The sequence below is a fragment of the Dechloromonas aromatica RCB genome (assembly GCF_000012425.1).
The window spans coordinates 1,053,970-1,073,877 of sequence record NC_007298.1; the positions used below are offsets into that span (position 1 = coordinate 1,053,970).

At 61.3% G+C, this 19,908-nt stretch carries 13 protein-coding genes; 3 read left to right on the forward strand and 10 right to left on the reverse strand.

Annotated elements, in window-relative coordinates; translation table 11 throughout:
* Window positions 1-3: 3 nt before the first annotated feature.
* The 10 genes from DARO_RS05050 to fabI form a co-directional block, all read right to left on the reverse strand.
* Window positions 4-570: a response regulator gene (locus DARO_RS05050; RefSeq protein ID WP_011286734.1), complete on the reverse strand. Its 567-nt coding sequence runs from the start codon at window positions 568-570 to the stop codon at window positions 4-6.
* Window positions 567-1,883 (reverse strand): response regulator c-di-GMP phosphodiesterase, NosR family, encoded by a 1,317-nt coding sequence (gene nosR, locus DARO_RS05055; protein ID WP_011286735.1) that lies wholly within the window; start codon window positions 1,881-1,883, stop codon window positions 567-569. Before nosR ends, DARO_RS05050 begins: the two co-directional genes overlap by 4 nt.
* The gene (locus DARO_RS22145) at window positions 1,880-5,443 is read right to left on the reverse strand and encodes a PAS domain S-box protein (RefSeq protein WP_011286736.1); all 3,564 of its coding nucleotides are present in this window, start codon (window positions 5,441-5,443) and stop codon (window positions 1,880-1,882) included. Before DARO_RS22145 ends, nosR begins: the two co-directional genes overlap by 4 nt.
* Window positions 5,433-8,417, reverse strand: coding sequence for an EAL domain-containing protein (locus DARO_RS05065; protein WP_011286737.1), 2,985 nt, complete (start codon window positions 8,415-8,417; stop codon window positions 5,433-5,435). Before DARO_RS05065 ends, DARO_RS22145 begins: the two co-directional genes overlap by 11 nt.
* 14 nt (window positions 8,418-8,431) lie before the next feature.
* Window positions 8,432-11,626 carry a PAS domain S-box protein gene (locus tag DARO_RS21560; protein ID WP_011286738.1) on the reverse strand — a complete coding sequence of 1,065 codons (3,195 nt, stop codon included), beginning with the start codon at window positions 11,624-11,626 and terminating at the stop codon, window positions 8,432-8,434.
* A 210-nt stretch (window positions 11,627-11,836) separates the two neighbouring features.
* Entirely contained in the window at window positions 11,837-13,018 is a 1,182-nt protein-coding gene (locus tag DARO_RS05075; protein ID WP_011286739.1) for an acetate/propionate family kinase, read from the reverse strand.
* Window positions 13,019-14,437: a bifunctional enoyl-CoA hydratase/phosphate acetyltransferase gene (locus DARO_RS05080; RefSeq protein ID WP_011286740.1), complete on the reverse strand. Its 1,419-nt coding sequence runs from the start codon at window positions 14,435-14,437 to the stop codon at window positions 13,019-13,021.
* A gap of 105 nt (window positions 14,438-14,542) precedes the next feature.
* Window positions 14,543-15,022, reverse strand: coding sequence for a hypothetical protein (locus DARO_RS05085; protein ID WP_011286741.1), 480 nt, complete (start codon window positions 15,020-15,022; stop codon window positions 14,543-14,545).
* A 4-nt stretch (window positions 15,023-15,026) separates the two neighbouring features.
* Window positions 15,027-15,602, reverse strand: coding sequence for a hypothetical protein (locus tag DARO_RS05090; RefSeq protein WP_011286742.1), 576 nt, complete (start codon window positions 15,600-15,602; stop codon window positions 15,027-15,029).
* Between the two features lie 100 nt (window positions 15,603-15,702).
* Window positions 15,703-16,488, reverse strand: coding sequence for an enoyl-ACP reductase FabI (fabI, locus tag DARO_RS05095; protein ID WP_011286743.1), 786 nt, complete (start codon window positions 16,486-16,488; stop codon window positions 15,703-15,705).
* Window positions 16,489-16,755: 267 nt separating this feature from the next.
* Here fabI and DARO_RS05100 point away from each other — a divergent pair, with 267 nt between their 5' ends.
* Genes DARO_RS05100 through DARO_RS05110 form a run of 3 tightly spaced genes read left to right on the forward strand, consistent with a single transcriptional unit; the run spans window position 16,756 to window position 19,908 of the window.
* Window positions 16,756-18,654, forward strand: coding sequence for an NAD(P)H-dependent oxidoreductase subunit E (locus DARO_RS05100; protein WP_011286744.1), 1,899 nt, complete (start codon window positions 16,756-16,758; stop codon window positions 18,652-18,654).
* Window positions 18,651-19,358 carry a 2Fe-2S iron-sulfur cluster-binding protein gene (locus tag DARO_RS05105; RefSeq protein WP_011286745.1) on the forward strand — a complete coding sequence of 236 codons (708 nt, stop codon included), beginning with the start codon at window positions 18,651-18,653 and terminating at the stop codon, window positions 19,356-19,358. Before DARO_RS05100 ends, DARO_RS05105 begins: the two co-directional genes overlap by 4 nt.
* A 1-nt stretch (window position 19,359) precedes the next feature.
* A complete protein-coding gene (locus DARO_RS05110) occupies window positions 19,360-19,908 on the forward strand; it encodes an NADH-quinone oxidoreductase subunit B family protein (protein ID WP_011286746.1) in 549 nt (182 codons plus the stop codon).

A 19,908-nucleotide genomic window follows, 5' to 3' on the forward strand; every position in this document is an offset into this window, starting at 1 on the left:
CGCTCAGCTTTTTGTCTGAAACTCTGGGTCGAGAATGACTGAACCGTCCGGTCCCCAATTGACATCGGTGATGCCCGGCTCGATGGCTTCCAGCCGTTCCGCCTCGACCTGTTCCGGGGTGGTATCGCCCATTTCCATGCGCACCAGGTTGGCCAGTTGGCGGTTTTCGAGCAGCAGTTCGCGGTGGGCGAGGGCTTGGCCGATGGCTGACATCAGGTCGTAGTCGTTCCAAGGTTTGCCGATGAAGCGGTCAATGCCGACTTCGTTCACCGCCCGGACCAGCGCATTCAGATCGGCATAGCCGGACAGGATCAGGCGCGCCGCATCGGGCTGGATCTCCTTGGTCGCCTTGAGGAACTCAATGCCGTCCATGATCGGCATCCGGTAATCGCTGATGAACAGGTCGTAGCTGTCCCGGTGTGCCGCTTCAAGGGCAGCTTCGGGTGAGGTGTAGGTTTCCACTTCGAGCTGGAAGGTCTTGCCGCCAAAGGCACAGGGGGCCAGGCGCAGGATGCGTTTCAGGGACTTGAGGATCGATTCTTCGTCGTCGACGAGCATGATACGGCTCATTTTTCCTCCGAGCGGGTGTAGAGGGTCAGGTTGTGCTGTTCGGCCTGCTCCAGCCTGACCAGTTGATTGATGATATCCGTCGTCAGCACACTGCCCTTGGCCAGCAGCAGATAGCCGTCACGGTGAGCCAGTTCACGGGTCAGGACCATGCCCGGCTTCAGGTGCATGGTGCGTAATGGCAACTCGACCGGGCCGCTCTTCTGGGTTTCGCCGATCAGGCGCACGAAAGCCTCGACCGCCGTCGGATCGTAGCGCTTGCCGCGATTGTCGATCAGGAAGGCCAGTGCTTCTTCCGGGCGCAGGGGACGCTGGACCAGGGTGCCGATCTGCAGGGCGTCGTAGTCGTTGACCACGGCCAGAATGCGGGCGCCAAGCGGGATCGCAATGCCGGCCAGGCGGTCCGGGTAACCGCTGCCGTCGAAGCATTCGTGGTGGTGGCGAACAAGGATGGCCGCCTCCTTGCAACGGTCGATGGCCATCAGCAGGTTTTGGCCGATCTGCGGGTGTTTCATGACCTGCGCCCGCTGCTCGGCGCTGAGCGTATTGAACGATTTGCTGAGGATTTCGTCGGACAGGCCGAGTTTGCCAATGTCGTGCAGCAGGCCGGCAAGCATGACGTTCTGGATATCGACCTCGCTCAGTTCGAGGCGCTGGGCCAATGTGCGTGCCATGTCAGCGACGCGGCGGCCGTGGCCGGCCATCCGGCTGCCGCTCTGGCCAGCCCGCAGCTCGATCAGGCCGGCGAAAACCTGCACGCTGGTCAGGAAGGATTTCTTGAGTTCGCCGTGCGACTGCTCGACAAAGGTCAGCGCCTGCTGCAATTCGGCGGTACGTTCGGCGACCTTCTGCTCCAGATTAACGTTGAGCACCTTCAGTTCTTCGTTCTGGGCCTGGGTCAGCGCGGTCAGGCGACGGTTTTCCACTTCCAGCTGCTGGCGTTCCAGCGCATTCCGAACCGTGTTGACGATTTCGGCGTCGTCCCAGGGTTTGGCAATGTAGCGGTAGATTTCGCCCTCGTTGATGGCGGCGACAGTCGAGGTGACGTCGGCGTAGCCGGTGAGCAGGATCCGCATCGTGTTCGGCCAGCGGCCGCGCACCTGCTTGAGGAAGGTGGCGCCATCCATTTCCGGCATGCGCATATCGGAAATGATCAGGTCGACCGCCTCCTGCTCCAGGATGCTGAGGCCGGCGGCACCGCTTTCGGCAATCAGGATGCGATAGCCATGCGGCCGGAACAGGCGGCGCAGGGCCGAAAGGATGCCCGGTTCGTCATCGACGAAGAGCAGGGTGGCGGGGGCGGGTGTTTCGCTCATCGCGAAGTCTCCGGTGGGCTGTTTTTCTGATTGATGGGAAGAATGATGCGGAAGGTCGAGCCGACACCGAGCTGACTGTCGACCTCGATGCGACCGTGATGCTTGTCGATAATGCCATAAGAGAGCGACAGGCCGAGGCCAGTGCCCTTGCCGACCGGCTTGGTGGTGAAGAAGGGTTCAAATATACGCGACAGGTGTTCGGGGGCGATGCCCTTGCCGGTATCGGAAATTTCGATGCACACCGCGTCGTCGCCCTGGCGACGGGTGCGGATGGTGATCGTGCCCCGCGTCTCGATGGCGTGGCCGGCATTGACCAGCAGATTCATGAAAACCTGGTTGAGCTGCGAGATCAGGCAATGGATCTTGGGAATATCGCCGTACTCCTTTACCACCTGGCACTTGTACTTGAGTTCGTTCCAGACGATGTTGAGGGTTGAGTCCAGGCCCTGATGCAGGTCGGTCCACTGCCATTCCTGTTCGCTGACATGCGAGAAGGTTTTCAAGTCCTGGACGATCTTGCGAACGCGGCTCAGGCCATCTTTCGATTCGCTGAGCAACTGGATGATGTCGCCACGGACGTAGGCAAAGTCGCGCTCCTCGCGCAGGCGGGCGATGGCGGTCCGTTGCGCCGCCAGGTCGGTATCGTCGGCCAGGCCCTTGTCGTAGGCATCAATGATTTCCATCAGGTCGCGCAAATAGCTCTCCAGCGTACCCAGATTGGAATGCACAAAGCCGATCGGATTGTTCAGTTCGTGCGCGATGCCGGCAGCCAGTTGGCCGATGGAGGCCATTTTTTCCGATTGCAGCAACTGGTTGTGCGCTTCCTCCAGGCGTTTGTTCAATTGGCGCTGGGCGGCGAGCGTGGTGGTCAGTTCTTCGGTCTGGGTGTGGCGCTCGGTGATGTCGGTCAGCACGCCATCGTAGAACTCGGCACCGCCACTGGCATTGCGCAATACCTGGGTCCGGTCGGAAATCCAGATGACTCGTCCGTCGCCGGTCAGCAAGCGGTATTCCTGGATATAGTCGGTGCGCCCTTCGGCAGTGTAGCGGGTCACTTCCTCGACGACCCGGGACAGGTCATCCGGATGCACCATGTCGGCAAAGGCCGGGTTTCCGGCGATCAGGTCGGCGACGGTGTAGCCCCAATTGGTGACATTGTCGGATACAAAAACGACCGGCCAGCCGCCTGTCGCCTGCCAGCGGAAACAGATGACCGGGCTGGCATTGACCACCTGCATGGCAATGCGCAAGGCCTGCTCGGCGCGCTGCTGGCTGGCGATACGCCAGGCATCGCTGGCAATCAGCTGGATGGTTTCGATATCCTGCAGCGAGTACGGCTCTGGCTTGTCGATCAGGCAGGCCAGAAGCTGAATTCCGTTTTCGCCATAGACTGGCACGCTGGCCAGGCGCGACAGGCCGAGGTCGTTTGGCCGTCGGCGATCTCGTTCCTCGGCGGGGTAGTCATCGATCAGGATAGGCTGGCGCAGGCGGATGGCGTCAGCCCATTGCCCGGCTTCGCTCATCCGGCACTGCCAGTTGTCGGCGCCGTCGGTCGCGGGCCAGCAGGCGGCCAGGGCGAGGTCCGTGCAGTCATCACCGACAAAATAGATGAAGCCGCCAGCACTGTCGGTGATTTGCGCAATGGAAGCGATGACGTGGCGCAGGAAGTGAGGTTCATCCATTTGCTTGCGCTGCCAGGGCAATTCGAGCAGGGCATGGGCGCGCCTGGATTGCAGGTCGAGCAATGTTTCGTTTTCGCGCCGCGCCGTAACGTCGGTGGCGACGCCGTCCCACTCGGTTTTCCCGCTCGGCGAGCGCCGCGGGCGGGAGCGAATCTGCAGCCAGCGCCACTGGCCGTCCGGCTTGCGCAGGCGCAACTCGGACACAAAATCGGTTTGCTGGCGCTCGCTGTCGGCGATGGCCTGCAACAGTCCGGGCAGGTGCGCCGGGTCGACATCGGCGAACAGGCGTTCCGGATGGGCCATGATTTCCTCGGGCGTCAGGCCGTGAATCGGCTCGACCCCGGAGCTCAGATAGGTAAATTGGAGGTGGCCATCCGGGCCGGTGCAGCATTGATAAAGGTAGCTGTCAGGCAGATTGTCGCCCAATCGGCGCAGGCGTTCCTCGCTGGCGCGCACTGCTTTTTCGGCCGCGACACGGGCGCTGATATCCTCGACGATGGTCAATATCGAGTCCACGCGGCCGTCTGGCTTGCGGATGGCCTGAGCGGCGACGCGGGCGGCGATGGTTGCGCCGTCCGCCCGCAGATAGCGTTTTTCGATTTCAAAGCCATCGACCTCGCCGCGCACGATGTCGTCGAAGGCGGCCAGGCTGGCCGGCAAGTCATCAGGATGAGTCAATTCCGTCCAGCTCTTGCCCAGCAGTTCTTCCGCGGAATAGCCGAGAATCTGGCAAAGTGCCGGATTGACGACGATCCAGCGCTTGTTTGCATCGTTAATCGACATGCCGACCATGGCCCGCTCGAAATAGATGCGGAAGCGGGTTTCAGCCTCCCGTTTCTGGCGTGTGCTGCCTGCCATATAGGCCGCCACCGCAGCCGCCAGGCCGAGCAGCAGCGCCTCGATGGCGAAGAAAGTGGCATTCCAGCCAGCGAACATGCCGGGCACGGCCTCGGGCGGAACGTGAGCGACCACCTTCCATGCTTGCTCTTGCGCCATGCTCCAGTTTTCCTGGTCTGCCTTGTCCTGGCGGCCACGCGCCGAATAGGCGGTGGCAACGGTCCATAAGCCGGCGCTATCGGAGAACTGCCCTTGTTCGGTTTTCTGAATGGTCGCCCAGCTGGCCGGGAAGCGATGGGGCAGGCTCAACTCCGGCTTGTCGAACATGAAACCCCACTCGTCGGCGGGATTGGGGGCGTGCAGGAAATAGCCTTCCTGATTGACGATCATCAGGTGATCGGCAGCCTGGGTCGTGACATCAGCAACGTAGCCAATCATTTCGCTGGCGCGGTAGTTCAGGACGAGCAGGGCACGTGTTTTGCCCTGGCTGTCGGCCAGGGGGGTAGCAATGCGCAGGGTCGGGTTGTACGGGGTTTCGACCCGGCCGTTCTCGATGTTGAGATCGAGCGGAGAAAGGTAGATGGCGCCCGGCGGCAGGCCGATGCTGTCACGAAAATAATAGCGGTCAGCCTTGTTTTTCAACTGTGCCCGGTCGGCGATCCGGGCTTGTTTGCCGTCGTGGTCGATGCGCACGATTTCCTGGCCGGTGAGGTCGAGCAGGCGCAGTTGGCTGTAGCCGCTTCGGGCCCCGGAAAAGCCCAGAAAATCTTCGGCGATCCGGTTGATCTCAAGAGCGTCGCCATCTTCCGTAAAGCGTTTCAGTGCGCTGCCGGCGGCAACGATGCGCAGATCGCGGACGATGATCAGCAGGCGGCGGTCCAGCGCGCCAGCACCCAGACGGACATTGAGCAGTTCATCCGCTTCGAGGTGGCTGCGCTCGGCGTCGCGATGACTGTCGGCGTAGAAAACCGTGACGAGCAGGATGAATCCGGCCAGCGGCACGAAGTAGCGCAGGAAAATGAGGATGTTCCTAGGATTCACGGGAGGCAGGTATGAAGTTCTGTTCCTGATTCAAATGCACCACGCGGAAGGCCTCGCGGATCTGCTCGCGCAGTTGGTCGTCATCCCATGGCTTGGTCAGGAACTTGTAGATGGCGCCGCGGTTGATCGCATCGGTGACCGACTGGAGATCGGTGTAGCCGGTCAGCACCAGGCGGATGGTGGCCGGGTAGAGCTGGCGGACGCGGGAGAGGAATTCGGTGCCTGACATGTCCGGCATGCGCTGATCCGAAATAACCACCTGTACCGGCTGCTTGGCCAGCAGGTCGAAGGCTTCGGTCGGCGAAGTGGCCGTGAGAATGGCATAGCCTTCGCGCCGCAGCAGGCGGGTTAGCGAACTCAGCACATTCGGCTCGTCATCGACCAGTAGCAGGGTTTGCTCCTGTGCCGGGCTAAGCGCCGCGATTGGCAAGGGCTTGCAGCTGAGCAACAGGGGAGCGAACTCCTCCGGCGGCAGGGGGCGGCTGAACAGGTAGCCCTGGATGGCATCGCACCGCCGGCTGCGCAAAAAGGCGGCCTGAGCCTCGGTTTCGACCCCCTCGGCCAGCACCGACAGGTTGAGACTGCGGCCCATGACGATGGCGGCCGAGGCGATGGCCGCATTGACCGGATTGTTGACGATGTCGCGAACGAAGCTCTGGTCGATCTTGATCTTGTCGAAGGGGAAGCGCGATACGTAGGCCAGCGACGAATAGCCAGTGCCGAAATCGTCGAGCGAGAGTTTGATGCCCAGGGACTTGAGCTTGCTGCACATGGCGACGGCATCGTCGATGTCGTCGATGAAGGCGCTTTCGGTGATTTCGAGTTCCAGTGCCCCGGCCGGCAGGCCGCTTTCGGCCAGGGCATGGGCGACCTGGGCCGGCAGGTCGGCCTGACGGAATTGGCGGGGCGACAGGTTGACGGCGACGTGTAAAGGCAGCAATCCGAGATCGAGCCAGGCTTTGGTTTGGTGACAGGCCGTACGTAGCACCCAGTCGCCGATCTGCATGATCAGCCCGGTTTCCTCGGCAATGGGAATGAATTCAACCGGAGAGATAGGGCCGAGCAGGGCCGAGTTCCAGCGCAGCAGTGCTTCCATGCCGATCATGTGGCCGCTGTCGAGACTGACCTGCGGCTGGTAATGCACGCAGAACTCGTCGCGGGCCAGCGCGTCGCGCAAGGCGCTTTCGATGGACAGGCGGCGCGCCGCATCGGCGTCCATCTCCGGCGAATAGAAGCTGAAGGTGTTGCGCCCGGACTGCTTGGCGCGCAGCAAGGCAGCATCGGCAGACCTGAGCATCGCCTCGCCGTTTTCACCATTTTTGGGAAAGACACTGATGCCGATGCTGGCAGTGATCGCCACCGACTGGCCTGCGACCGAAAATGGCACCGAGATGGCATCGAGCATGCGCTGGGCCAGGGCCAGCGCATCCCGCTCGTGGCTCAGGTTGGCCATCACGAAACCGAATTCGTTGCCGGCCCGGCGACCGACGGTGTCACCTTCGCGCACCTGCAACTTCAGGCGGCGGGTGACTTCGACCAGTATTTCGTCGCCGGCCGGAGGGCCCAGGGTATCGTTGATCAGCCGGAAACGGTTCAGGTCGAGCAGGATCAGTGCCGTACCCCGCTCGAAGCGGCGTGCCGTCAGCAGGGCCTGGTTCAGGCGGTCATCGAACAGGTGCCGGTTGGGCAGTTCGGTCAGGGTGTCGTAACTCGACAGATACTGGATGCGTTCGGCGGCAGCCTGTCGTTCAGACAGGTCGCTGAAAATGCCGATGTAGTGGGATGCTGTGCCTGTCGTATCACGCAGGCTGCTGATGGACAGCCATTCGGTGACCAGCGAGCCATCCTTGTGGCGGTTGGTGATTTCGCCCTGCCAGTTGCCGTATTGATCGATGGTTTTCCAGATCTCGGCATAGAAAGCCGGGCTATGCACCCCGGATTTGAGCAGGCGCGGATTTTGGCCAACGATCTCGTCGGCCTGGTAGCCGGTGATCGTGGAAAAGGCATCGTTGATACGAAGGATGTTGCGCTTGGCATCGGTGATGCAGATTCCCTCGCCGATACCGGTAAACACCAGGTCGGCCAGGCGATGCTCGGCTTCGGCGAGTTTGCGTTCGGTAATGTCGAGCATCGTGCCGATCATCAGGGTCGGCTGGCCGGCCTCATCGAATTCGACGATGCGGCCGCGGGATTCGACCCAGCGCCAGCCGCCATCGTGATGACGAATACGGAATTCGCCGATCAGGATGCTGTTGCGATCCCGCAGACTGGCGGTGACTTGCGCCTCCACTGCCGGGCGATCCTCGGGATGGATCAGGTTCATGGACTCGGCCAGCTGTTCGGGTTCCTGCTCATAGCCGAGCATCTGACGCAGACCTTCGCTCCAGCGGTTACGGTTGCGCACAGGGTCGTGTTCCCAGATGCCGAAGCCGCTGCGCTCCAGGGCCAGGGTCAGGTGGCGATCCAGTTGCGTGTTTTCGGCAATGCGCCGCTCCACTTCCTGTTCCAGCCAGGCTTTCTGGTTGGCGAGCAGCCATTGCGCCCGGCGCACTTCCAGATGCGCCCGGATGCGGGCAATCAGCACCGACATCTTGACCGGCTTGCTGACGTAGTCGGCCGCGCCTTCACGGATACCCCGTTCCTCCTCGGACTGGTCATCGAGCGCGGTGACGAAAATGACCGGAATATCCCGGGTCTCCGGCATTCGGCGCAATTCGGCGAGGACAGCATGGCCATCCATGTCCGGCATCATGATATCGAGCAGAATGAGGTCGGGGCGCGGTTCGAGGCGCGCGTAACGCAAGGCGGTCGCGCCGCAGTTGGCGACCCGGGCGTTGGCGCCGGCATGGCGCACCATCTCGGCCAATGTTTCCAGATTGATCGGCGTGTCGTCGACGACGAGGATCAGCGGCTTGTCGCCGTTGGGACCGAGCAGCCGATGATCAGGGTAGATGGAATTTTGGTCTGGATTCACGACGTCTTGTCCCTTCACTCGTGTGTGGCCTCGTCCTGCCTCGTCTCGCTATCGGGACGGGGTGGCGGCGCATTGTGACGCCAGCGCTCAAGGATGGCCAGAGCATCGTCATAAGCATAGCGCGCCATGGCCAGGTCGAGTTCGATCAGGTCATTGTTGGCCATTTGTCGGCGAATGTTGGGGTGCAGTACCTGGTAGCGATGATTGGCAGCGATATCTCCGGTGCTGAGCGCCTCGGTCAATGTGTGCAATTGCGCGGTCAACTCGGCATCGCTGAGCGCCTGCTCGGGGATGGCCGCTGCTTGAGGCGTTCGGGCTGCCGGCAGCCAGCGGAGCAGGGCGGTGTAGAGCGTGGCCGGCTCCATCGGCTTGGTGACAAAATCGTTCATGCCGGCAAGTCGGGTTTCTCGCCGCGTTGAATCGAACGCGTTGGCGGTCAGCGCGATGATCGGTATATTGGGATTGACGGCATGCCGGCGAATTTGGCGCGTCGCTTCCAGACCGTCCATATTGGGCATCTGGATATCCATCAGGATCAGGTTGTAGTGGGTTTGCGCGGCTTTTTCAACGGCCTTGACGCCATCCTCGGCGGTGTCGACCACAATGCCGACTTCCATCAGAATCTCGGCCACGATCTCACGGTTGATCTCGCTATCCTCGACCACGAGGACGCGCCACGGCGGTTCGTGGCGCAAGGATTCGCCGTCGTTATCCGTCGCGTTCACCGGGCTACGGGTTTCGGTCGTCTTGTCGACGCGGACGGTCAGCCAGAAGGTGCTGCCTTGCCCAAGGGTGCTGTCGACGCCGGCATCGCCCCCCATCAGGTGTGACAAATGACGGGAAATGGCCAACCCCAGGCCTGTGCCGCCCAGGCGCCGGGTCGAGCTGCTGTCGGCCTGTTCGAAGGCGGTGAACAGTCGGGCCTGCAGTTCAGGCGCAATGCCGGGGCCGGTGTCGGAGACGGAAAATCGCAGCAGGTAGTTGTCGGGCTGCGTTTCCGCGATCTCACCGCGTAGCCGGATGCTGCCGTGTTCGGTGAATTTGACGGCATTGCCGGCAAAATTGAGTATGGCCTGGCGCAAACGGGTCGGATCGCCGATGGTGAAGGGGGGCAGATCGTCCGTCTCGGTGATGACGGTCAGTCCCTTGCGCTGAGCATCCTCGCCGATCATGCTGGCCACTGCCGTCAACTCCTCGGCCGGGCTGTAGGCACAGCGATCCAACGTCATCTTGCCGGCCTCGATCTTCGACAGGTCGAGCACATCGTTAAGGATGCTCAGCAGATGTTTCGCGGCGCCATGGATCTTCCGCACCTTGTCCTGCTGTTCGGTATTCAGGGGGGATTGTTCGAGCAGATAACCAAGCCCCATGATGGCATTCATCGGGGTGCGGATTTCATGGCTCATGTTGGCCAGGAAAGTACTCTTGGCACGGCTGGCCACTTCCGCCGCTTCCTTGGCCACGGCCAGTTCCTGCGTGCGCTGTTGCACCAGCCTTTCGAGGCCGGTGCGGTATTTCTCCAACTCCTCCTGGTTTTTCCGCTGCTCGGTGATGTCGGCCTTGATCGCGATGTAATTGCTGATTTTTCCGTCGGGTTGGCGGATCGGCGAAATGGTCGCCAGTTCCAGATATTCGCTGCCATCCTTGCGCTTGTTGATGAGTTCGCCGCGCCAGACCTTGCCTGCTTTCAGGGTTGCCCACATTTCGTCGTAACGTTCGCGGGGGGTATTGCCCGATTGCAGGATGCGCGGATTACGGCCGATCACTTCCTCGCGCAAATAGCCGGTAATCGCCAGAAAGGCGGCGTTGACATACTCGATGTTGCCCTCCAGGTCGGTGAAGACGATACTCTCCGGGCTTTGTTCGACGGCGCGTGACAGCCTGGCGACGGCCTCCTCGGCTAGCCGGTACTGGGTGATGTCGATCGAGATGCCACACAGGCCCCACGGCGTCTTTTCGTCCAGCTCCCAGAGCGGTGCTTTGATCTCGTGGTAGATGGCGCGCTGACCATGCTCATCGGTGATCGTGATGATTTCGTCCGTATTTTTGCCGGCCAGCACCTGAGCGTCCACCTGACGAAGTCGGCTAACGGTTTCCGGCGGGAAGAAATGCTCGTCGCCCTTGCCTTTCAGCGACTCGGCATCGGTCCCGAACAGGCTCAGGGTTTTGGCATTGGCGTAGCGGTAGTGGTGTGCGGCATCCTTCAGGTAGATGTAGGCAGGAACGTTGTCGAGCGCCTTTTTCAGTCGGGTTAATTCCTTGATCGTTGCGCCAAATTTGCGATCGAGCATTTCGTGCAGGAACAGTCGAGCGAGGCCGACCGAGGCCAGTGAAATCAGCAGCAGAACGATCAGGCGGCGGCGGAACTCCTGCTCCACCAGGTCCAGCGAGCTCGCCGTGGGGATGCCGACTGACAGAATCAGATCGTCGTTGGCGACATGCAGCGGCGCCATGACGAAGATGTGTTCAAGGTCGTCGACGCCGCGCATGACGACCGTCGTTCTTTTATCGGCAATGGCATCGATAAAGCGTTGCCGGCTTTCAGGGCTCAATTCCTTGTCGCGCCCCAATTCGGGATCGGGGTAGCGCGAGATCGTTGTTCCGTCGCGAGTCCGGATTTGCGAGGACCAACCGGCGGGCAGTGCGGCGACATTGGTGAAGCGGTCGAACCAGCCATTTTTCGTCGAAGCAAACAGGATGGTGCGTGGAGCACCGTCTGCGCCGGGCACAGAATAGCCAAACGTGATGCCCGGCTTGCCGGAAATTCGGCCAACCTGGAAATGGCCTTGCGTGATTCCCGGTTTTTGCTGTGCTTCGGCAAACCAGGCCCGATCCTTGACACTGATGACATTGGTCCTTGGCGAGGTGCTGCAGAAGACGTCACCGTTCGGGGTGGCCGCCCCCAGATTGAGCAGGTCGCCATGTACGCTTTTGAGCCGGCGGGCAAGGCCGTCGCAGTCCGCAGGCTCTAGGCTCGCCATGTTGTCGGCGTTGGCCATCGCTTTCAGGATGATTTCGATTTCCCGAACGCTGGCTGCTTCGGCATATTCGGCGCCCTTGAGGGTCAGGCGCGCCTCGAATTCGATTTTTTCGAGCGCTTTCTGGCGCTCGCTCAGGTAGTCCTTGACGGTCAACAGGAAGAGCGGCAACAGCGTCAGTCCAATGACGAGCCAAAGCCGATTGCCGCGAGATATCGAGTCGAACTTCATAGCCTTGTCAGGCCCCGATGGGGCCATCGATGAAATGGGAAAAGCGACCAAAAAGCGATTAATTTGACTTTATACGTCTTTGGGCGCCATCAGTGTGATTTTTACCATTCCAGAAATGCTTCAGCCGCCCGAAGGGGGCGGCTGAGGGGGCGACTCGTCAATCAAGCCGGATGCACATCAAGGCCTGAGCGATTTGGTCATCAGGGAGGCTCAGAGGGCGAGCAGGGTCTGGGCGTGGTGCGCCATCATCCATTCTTCGTTGGTCGGGATGACCAGCACATCGACGCTGCTGTTGCCGGCCGAAATGCGCAGCTCGTGACGGGCATTGGCTTCCGGATTGAGCCGGATGCCCAGCCACTCCGATTGCAGGCAGACGCGGCGGCGAACCTCGGCGGCGTGTTCGCCGATGCCGCCGGTGAACACCAAGGCATCGAGACCACCTGCCGCGGCGGCCAGTGAGCCGAGCTCGCGGGCGATGCGGTAGCAGAACAGATTGACCGCTTCCCCGGCTTCCGGCTTGTCGCTGGCGAGCAGGGTGCGCATGTCCTGGCTGAGGCCGGAGACGCCGAGCAGGCCGGATTCCTTGTAGAGCATTTTGGTCATGTCCTTGACCGACAGATTCTTGGTTTCCATCAGGTGCAGGATGACGCCGGGGTCGAGGTTGCCGCAGCGGGTACCCATGACCAGGCCGTCGATGGTCGAGAAGCCGAGCGTGGTGGCGACGCACTTGCGGTCGACCATGGCGGCCATGCTGGCGCCGTTGCCAAGGTGGGCGACGACGACGCGACCGGTGGCGCGGCCGGAATGCTGCGGCAGGGCGCGGGCGATGTACTCGTAGGACAGGCCGTGGAAGCCGTAGCGCTTGATGCCTTCGGCGGTGATATTGCGCGGCAGGCCGAAGGTCTGGGCGACTTCCGGCTGGCTGCGATGGAAGGCGGTGTCGAAGCAGGCGATCTGCGGCACGCTGGGCAGCAGGGCTTGCAGCGCGATGATGCCGGCAACGTTGTGCGGTTCATGCAGCGGCGCGAGCGGGATGAAGCTCTGCAGGTGGCCGAGCACGGTGTCGTCGATCAGGGTTGGTTTGGAGTAGCGCTCGCCGCCATGGACGACGCGATGGCCGACGGCGACGATCTGCCAGTTGGCGTGACTGGCGGTGAACCACTTGAGCAGGGCGTCGAAGGCCTGGGCGTGGCTGACCTTGCCGCCTTCGAGTACCTGGTCGGCAATGCGGTCACCGGCCTTGTTCTTGGCGACCATCTTGGTCGTTTCGGCACCGATGCCGTCGATCTGGCCGGAGACTTCAGCTTCCGGGGAAATCGGATGGTCGAGTGGGAAGAGGGCGAACTTGATGGACGACGATCCAGCATTGATCGTCAGGATGCCTTGCTTCATTTAAACAGTTCCAGTTTTGCGGTTGTGGTGGGCGATCAGTGCGGCAATGACGCACGATGCAGTACGGGTTTCGGCGCTGTCGGCGCGGCTGGTCAGCACGATGGGTACCTTGGTACCGAGCACGATGCCGGCGGTCAGCGCGTTGGCCAGGTATTCGAGCTGCTTGGCAATCATGTTGCCGGATTCGAGATCGGGCACCACCAGGATTTCGGCATGGCCGGCGACGGCCGACTTGATGCCCTTGGTCTTGGCGGCGACGATGGAGACGGCGTTGTCGAAGGCGAGGGGGCCATCGAGGATGCCGCCCTTGATCTGGCCACGGTCGGCCATCTTGCACAGGGCGGCGGCATCGAGCGTGGACTGAATCTTCGGGTTGACCGTTTCGACCGCCGACAGGATGGCCACCTTGGGTTCCGGGATGCCGATGATGTGGGCGAGGTCGATGGCGTTCTGGATGATGTCGACCTTGTCTTCCAGCGTCGGCGCAATGTTGATCGCGGCGTCGGTGATCAGCAGCGGGCGGTGGTAGGTCGGCACGTCCATCAGGAAGACGTGGCTGATCCGGCGGTTGGTGCGCAGGCCGTTGGCGCGGGCGACGACTTCGCCCATCAGCTCATCGGTATGCAGGCTGCCCTTCATCAGCGCCTCGGCATCGCCGGTGCGAACCAGCGAGACGGCCAGCGCGGCGGAATCATGGCTGTGTGCGGCATGGACGATGCGGATGCCGTGCAGGTCGATGCCGAATTCCTCGGCGACGGCGCGGATCTTGTTCTCCGGGCCGACCAGAATGGGCTCGATGATGCCGGCCTGGAAGGCCATGACCGGGCCTTTCAGCGATTCCTGATCGCACGGATGAGCGACGGCAGTGGGGATCGGTTCCAGGCCTTTGACGCGTTCCAGCAGGTGGATATAGCGCTCGTGCTTGTCGTCGATGCGGATCTCCGGCATGTGCACTTCCTGCAGACGGGAGACCTTTTCGGTCGGGGCCAGCACTTCGGCGGTGCCGCGCACGACCTGCAGGCCTTCCTGGTTGGTGCACACGCAGTCGAAGATGACGTGTTTGTTGTGATCGAATTTCTGTTTGGCGGTGACGGTGATCGTAATCGTGTCACCGATGGTGACCGGGCGGGCGAAATGCAGTGTCTGGTCGACCAGGATGGTGCCGGGGCCAGGAAACTGGGTGCCGAGGACGGTTGAAATCAGCGAGCCACTCCACATGCCATGGGCGATGACTTCGCGGAACATGCCGCTTTCCGAAAACGTCGGATCGACGACCGCCGGGTTCAGGTCGCCGGTCAGGATCGCGAACAGCTTGACGTCTTCGGGCATCAATGTCCGCTTGAGGCTGGCCGAGTCGCCGATGCGGATTTCGTCGAATGTCTTGTTAACCAGATAGCGTTGTTCGGGTTGGTGGTTCATGAATCCCTGCTCCAGTGAGTCACGCGATGTTCTAGTATAGGTTGCTGCGGTGCAGCAAACAATATTGGGCTGTAGCCGGTAGTGTTCCCACGATGAGGCAATTCACTATCGCCGCACGGCGCGGCGCTCGCGGCTGATCAGCGGGGCGGGCATATCGACGTCCAGACCGGGGTGGCGCTGTAGCAACTGGTCGAGTACCCACTGGTTGGCTTCGTAGGTGAATTCCCTGGCTTCCAGCGGGGCGCCGGTCAGGGCCTCGGCAAACAGTGCAACGGCGGCCGAACGGCTGACACCATATTCACAATGCACCATCAGCGATATTTCGAACGGCGCGGCATGGAGTTCCTCGATGAAGGCGCTGATCTGCGCCGCCATGTGGTAGTCGAACAGGCCGGGGCAGGCCGGCATGAATTCGTCGGCCGGCACCGCATCGAAAAAGGACAGGCGCAGGACATGGCGGAACAGCGGATCGAGCCTGGCCTCCGGTGTCGTCGGGTCGGTGATCGAGATCACTGCCATGTAGGGGGTGCCCCGCAACTGTTCGGCCAGTTTGCGTGAGGTGTATTGAACCTGGCTGATGGTCATCGCGTCATTCCATGAAAACCGGGTCGGAAAAGACCAGGGTGCCATCCTTGCGCATCATCAGGTTGTCGGCTTTGATCAGGTCCGGCAGGGCGCCGTATTCGCCGGAAAAGACTTCCAGTGCCTTGAGCGACTCCTGAACCGCATCGCTCCAGCCCATCGGCGTCACCGTCAAGTGATGCAGGGCGATGCGCCCCATATCCTGCGCCAGATTGCGCCACATCATGCAGGCGTCGAAATAGGAGGTGGACAGCTTGGTGGCGACTTCGACCGCCTCGCCGGTGCCGGGGAGCGGATAAAGTCGCTCGACCTCGACAATGTGAAAGGGAAAGCCGCGACTGGAACGGCCGGCCGTGCCGTGGTCGGCGTAAACCACCGGGAAGTGGTTGCCGGTCGGGCGGTCTTCGGCCGTGTAGTAGGCGTAGTCGGTCGGTGAGGAAAGGACCTTGTAGACACGTTCCTGGCCATCGACGGTGTCGGCTTCAAGCACGATGGTGCTTTCACCGCGGCCGATCTCGCGACGGCCTCGCAATAATGGGTGGTCGGGTACTGGATCGGGGAGTAATCCGTCAGCTTCGGCCATGATGGTCTCCGAAATGGCTACATGTTGGCGGGAAGAGTTCCCGCCAACATGGATTTAGCCCGTTTTGCCGGTTGGCCGCAACGAAGCGGCCGGATTGGTCTTAGGCGACGATGTGCGAACCGGCGTCGACGTAGATCGTCTGGCCGGTCATGCCGGACGAGCCGGAAGTGCACAGGAAGGCGGTCAGGGCGCCGACTTCCTCGATGGTCACGGTGCGGCCGAGTGGGGCCTTCTCGGCATCCTTTTCCAGCAGGGTATTGAAGTTGGCGATGCCGGAAGCCGCGCGGGTCATGATCGGGCCGGGTGACACGGCGAAGACGCGGATGCCCTTGGGGCCGAGATCGTAGGCCATGTAGCGGACGGCGGACTCGAGCGCGGCCTTGATGATGCCCATCACGCCATAGTTACGGACGACGCGCTCGGCACCGAGGTAGGACATGGTGATCAACGAGCCACCGTGGGCCATCAGCGGCTCCAGCAGTTTGGCCATGCGCAGGAAACTGTGGCAGGAAACGTTCATCGCCGAGTCGAAGCCTTCTTCGGTCGTATCGATAACGCGACCGTGCAGGTCATCGGCATTGCAAAAAGCCATCGAATGAATGGCGAAATCGAGTTCGCCAAACACTTCGCCGCACTTGGCGATGACGGCTTCCAGGCTGCCCGGTTCGGAAACGTCGAGCTTTTCGAAAAGTTTGGCACCAATGGACTCGGCCAGCGGCTGTGTGTATTTGGCGGTCTTGTCATTCTGGTAGGTCAGGGCGACTTCGCCTCCGAGCGCGACGATGGCCTTGGCGACGGCAAAGGCGATTGACTTGTCGTTGGCAATACCGGTCACCAGGCCTTTTTTTCCAGCCAGCGGGAGATGGTTTTGGACGGTGTCGTTCATGCTGTTCTTCCTTTAGTTATGCGGTCTTCAAGTCGGGATAGTGCTGCGGCATTGTTACCGTTTTTAGAGCAATTATTAAATAATGCTGTGGTGCAGCATTATTGTTGCACATCTAAAAAATGACGGGGCCGCAATTCTTCCTCGTCGAGAGGGCAGGTGTTGCTTTTTTGGAGGCCGCTTCGTCACTGCTCTTTGACCTGAGACAACAAACTGAAACACGATAGTGCTACGCTTTCTCCTGTCATAAGTATTCCGCAGGGGGTTGTCGTGGCTCTGAACGATATGCATGCCGAGGCGGTGGCTGGTGTTGTCGACCGCGTTGTCGCCCGTTATCACCGGGATCCCACTTGCATGGTGCAGATACTGCGCGAGGTTCAGGAGGTTTGTGACTGGATTTCGCCCGAAGCCATCGACCGCATGCAGGTCACGCTCGGCGTTCCACGGACCAAGATCGAGGGCGTCGCCGGCTTTTACGCCTTTTTCTATACCGAGCCACGCGGCAAATACCGGGTGCTGTTTTCGGACAACATCACTGACCGCATGCTGGGCAGCAAGGCGATGATGGATCGCCTGTGCAACAGCCTGTGGGTCGAGCGTGGCAAGGTTTCTGAGGATGGTCTGGTCAGCGTGGCGCAGACGGCCTGTACCGGTATGTGCGATCAGGGGCCGGCGCTGCTGATCAATAACTACGCCATTGCCGGATTGACTGCAGAGCGTATTGACGAGATTGCCGAGCTGATTCGCGGCAAGGTGCCGCTGGCCGAGTGGCCGCCGGCCTATTTCAAGACCGAAGACAATATCCGCCGGGCCGATATCCTGCTCAATGCCGATTTCAAACCCGGTGAGGCACTGCTGGCAGCCCGAGCGCGGGCACCGAGCGATGGTCTCAATTCATCGAACATGCGTTCCTGGCGCGAAGGCTTGCCCAGCGGGATTGGCGGGCCGGGCGCCACGCTGGACGAAATCAAGCGCGCCAATCTGCGGGGGCGTGGCGGTGCCGGTTTCACCACCGGCCTCAAATGGGAGGCCTGCCGCAATGCCCCGCTCAAGGCTGGCGCCCAGCGCATCGTGGTCTGCAACGCCGATGAAGGCGAACCGGGTACTTTCAAGGATCGCGTTTTACTGTCCAGGAACCCGGACCTGGTTTTCGAGGGCATGACGGTGGCGGCTTATGCGGTCGGCGCGACCCGCGGTTTTGTCTATCTGCGCGGCGAATACCGTTACATGCTCGACCACCTGAATGCCGTGCTGGCCCATCGCCGGCGCGAAAAGCTGTTGGGCAAGGACATTCTCGGCCTGCCGGGGGCGGATTTCGATATCGAGATTCATGTCGGGGCCGGCGCCTATGTCTGCGGCGAAGAGTCGGCGCTGATCGAGTCGCTCGAAGGCAAGCGCGGCACCCCGCGCAACCGGCCGCCTTTCCCGGTCACCAACGGCTATCTGGACCAGCCGACCATCGTCAATAACGTTGAAACCTTTGCCGCGGCAGCGCTGATCGCGTTGAATGGCGGTGACTGGTATGCCGCCATCGGCACCAAGCATTCGGCCGGCACCAAGCTGCTTTCGGTCTCCGGCGATTGCGAGCGGCCGGGCATTTACGAATACCCGTTCGGCGTCAGTGTCCGACAGGTGCTGGAAGACTGCGGCGCCAGGGATACGCAGGCCGTGCAGGTCAGCGGGCCATCCGGCATCTGTATTGCAGAGCAGGAATTCGACCGTGTCATCGGTTTTGAGGATATCCCCACGGCCGGCGCTTTCACCGTATTCAACAACACTCGCGACATGTTCGAGGTGGCGCGCAACTACGTGCATTTCTTCCAGCACGAAAGCTGCGGTTTCTGCACGCCGTGCCGGGTTGGCACGTCCCTGCTCAAGAACCTGATGGACAAACTGCACAATGGCGTCGGTTCGCCCTACGACTTTGCCGAAATCGAGAAGCTCAACCAGTTGCTGCAATCGATGAGCCATTGCGGACTGGGCCATACGGCCTGCAACCCGGTGCTCGACACGATCGAACGCTTCCGTCCGGCCTACGAGCGACGCATGGCGCAAAAGGATTTCACACCGGCTTTCGATCTCGACCGCGCGCTGTCATCGGCCCGACAGATGACCGGGCGCGATGATGCCGGCGCCCATCTGGCGACAGAACATGGAGGTCAATCATGAGCCATACCTTTACGCTTGATGGCAAGACCATTCCTTTTGTCGAGGGACAGACCATCATCCAGGCGGCCAGCGCCGCCGGAGTGTTCATTCCGCACCTGTGCTACCACCCGGAGTTCAAGCCGCATGGTTCGTGCAAGCTGTGTACAGTCAAGGTCAATGGCCGGCACACGGCCTCGTGTACGATGCGCGCCTCGGCCGGCATGATCGTCGAGAGCGAAACCGAGGAAATCAACGCCGAACGCCGGGCGCTGACCCAGATGCTGTTTGTCGAGGGCAACCATTTCTGCCCGTCGTGCGAGAAAAGCGGCAACTGCCAGTTGCAGGCTACGGCCTACCATCTCGGCATGATGTCGCCGCATTACGATCACTTCTTCCCGAATCGGGCGGTCGATGCCTCGCATCCTGAAGTGCTGCTCGACTTCAATCGCTGCATTCTCTGCTCGCTGTGCGTGCGGGCCAGCCGCGATGTCGATGGCAAGAACGTTTTCGCGCTATCCGGGCGCGGCATCAAGACACATCTGATCGTCAATGCCAAATCCGGCCAGCTGGGCGATACCGACTTCACACTCGATGACAAGGCGGCGCAGGTCTGCCCGGTGGGCGTGATCCTGAAAAAGCGCCAGGGCTTTGCCGTGCCGATCGGCGAGCGCAAGTTCGACAAGGCACCGATTTCGGAAACTGCCGATAGTACGGAGGGGCGCTGACATGACTGCGAAGAAGAAACTCAAGGTCGCCACGACCTCGCTGGCCGGCTGTTTCGGCTGCCACATGTCTTTCCTCGATATCGACGAGCGCCTATTTACCTTGCTTGAACACATTGAGTTCGACCGTTCGCCGCTGACCGATATCAAGACCTGCAGCCCGGATTGCGACATCGGCATCATCGAGGGCGGCCTGTGCAACGCCGAGAACGTCCATGTCCTGCGCGAGTTCCGCAAGAACTGCAAGATCCTGATCGCCATGGGCGCCTGCGCCATCAATGGCGGCCTGCCGGCGCAACGCAATCATCTGCCGCTGACGACCATCCTCGAAGAGGTCTATCACACCAGTCCGGGGCTGGCCAACGGCATGATCCCGAATGACCCGGAACTGCCGCTGCCACTCAACCAGGTGCATCCGATCCATGAGGTGGTCAAGGTCGATTACTTCATGCCCGGTTGCCCGCCCTCGGCGGACGCAATCTGGAAGGTGCTGACAGACCTTCTCGCTGGTAAAGAGCCCGAATTGGGCCATGGCTTAATGCATTATGACTGA

What these genes read in the sequence shown, in the direction of transcription:
- DARO_RS05085 (WP_011286741.1), bottom strand. Translation starts at nt 15,022, where the DNA reads ATGACCATCAGCCAGGTTCAATACACCTCACGCAAACTGGCCGAACAG.
- DARO_RS05110 (WP_011286746.1), top strand. Translation starts at nt 19,360, where the DNA reads ATGACTGCGAAGAAGAAACTCAAGGTCGCCACGACCTCGCTGGCCGGC.
- DARO_RS05080 (WP_011286740.1), bottom strand. Translation starts at nt 14,437, where the DNA reads ATGAACCACCAACCCGAACAACGCTATCTGGTTAACAAGACATTCGAC.
- DARO_RS05075 (WP_011286739.1), bottom strand. Translation starts at nt 13,018, where the DNA reads ATGAAGCAAGGCATCCTGACGATCAATGCTGGATCGTCGTCCATCAAG.
- DARO_RS21560 (WP_011286738.1), bottom strand. Translation starts at nt 11,626, where the DNA reads ATGAAGTTCGACTCGATATCTCGCGGCAATCGGCTTTGGCTCGTCATT.
- DARO_RS05105 (WP_011286745.1), top strand. Translation starts at nt 18,651, where the DNA reads ATGAGCCATACCTTTACGCTTGATGGCAAGACCATTCCTTTTGTCGAG.
- DARO_RS05050 (WP_011286734.1), bottom strand. Translation starts at nt 570, where the DNA reads ATGAGCCGTATCATGCTCGTCGACGACGAAGAATCGATCCTCAAGTCC.
- DARO_RS05090 (WP_011286742.1), bottom strand. Translation starts at nt 15,602, where the DNA reads ATGGCCGAAGCTGACGGATTACTCCCCGATCCAGTACCCGACCACCCA.
- nosR (WP_011286735.1), bottom strand. Translation starts at nt 1,883, where the DNA reads ATGAGCGAAACACCCGCCCCCGCCACCCTGCTCTTCGTCGATGACGAA.
- fabI (WP_011286743.1), bottom strand. Translation starts at nt 16,488, where the DNA reads ATGAACGACACCGTCCAAAACCATCTCCCGCTGGCTGGAAAAAAAGGC.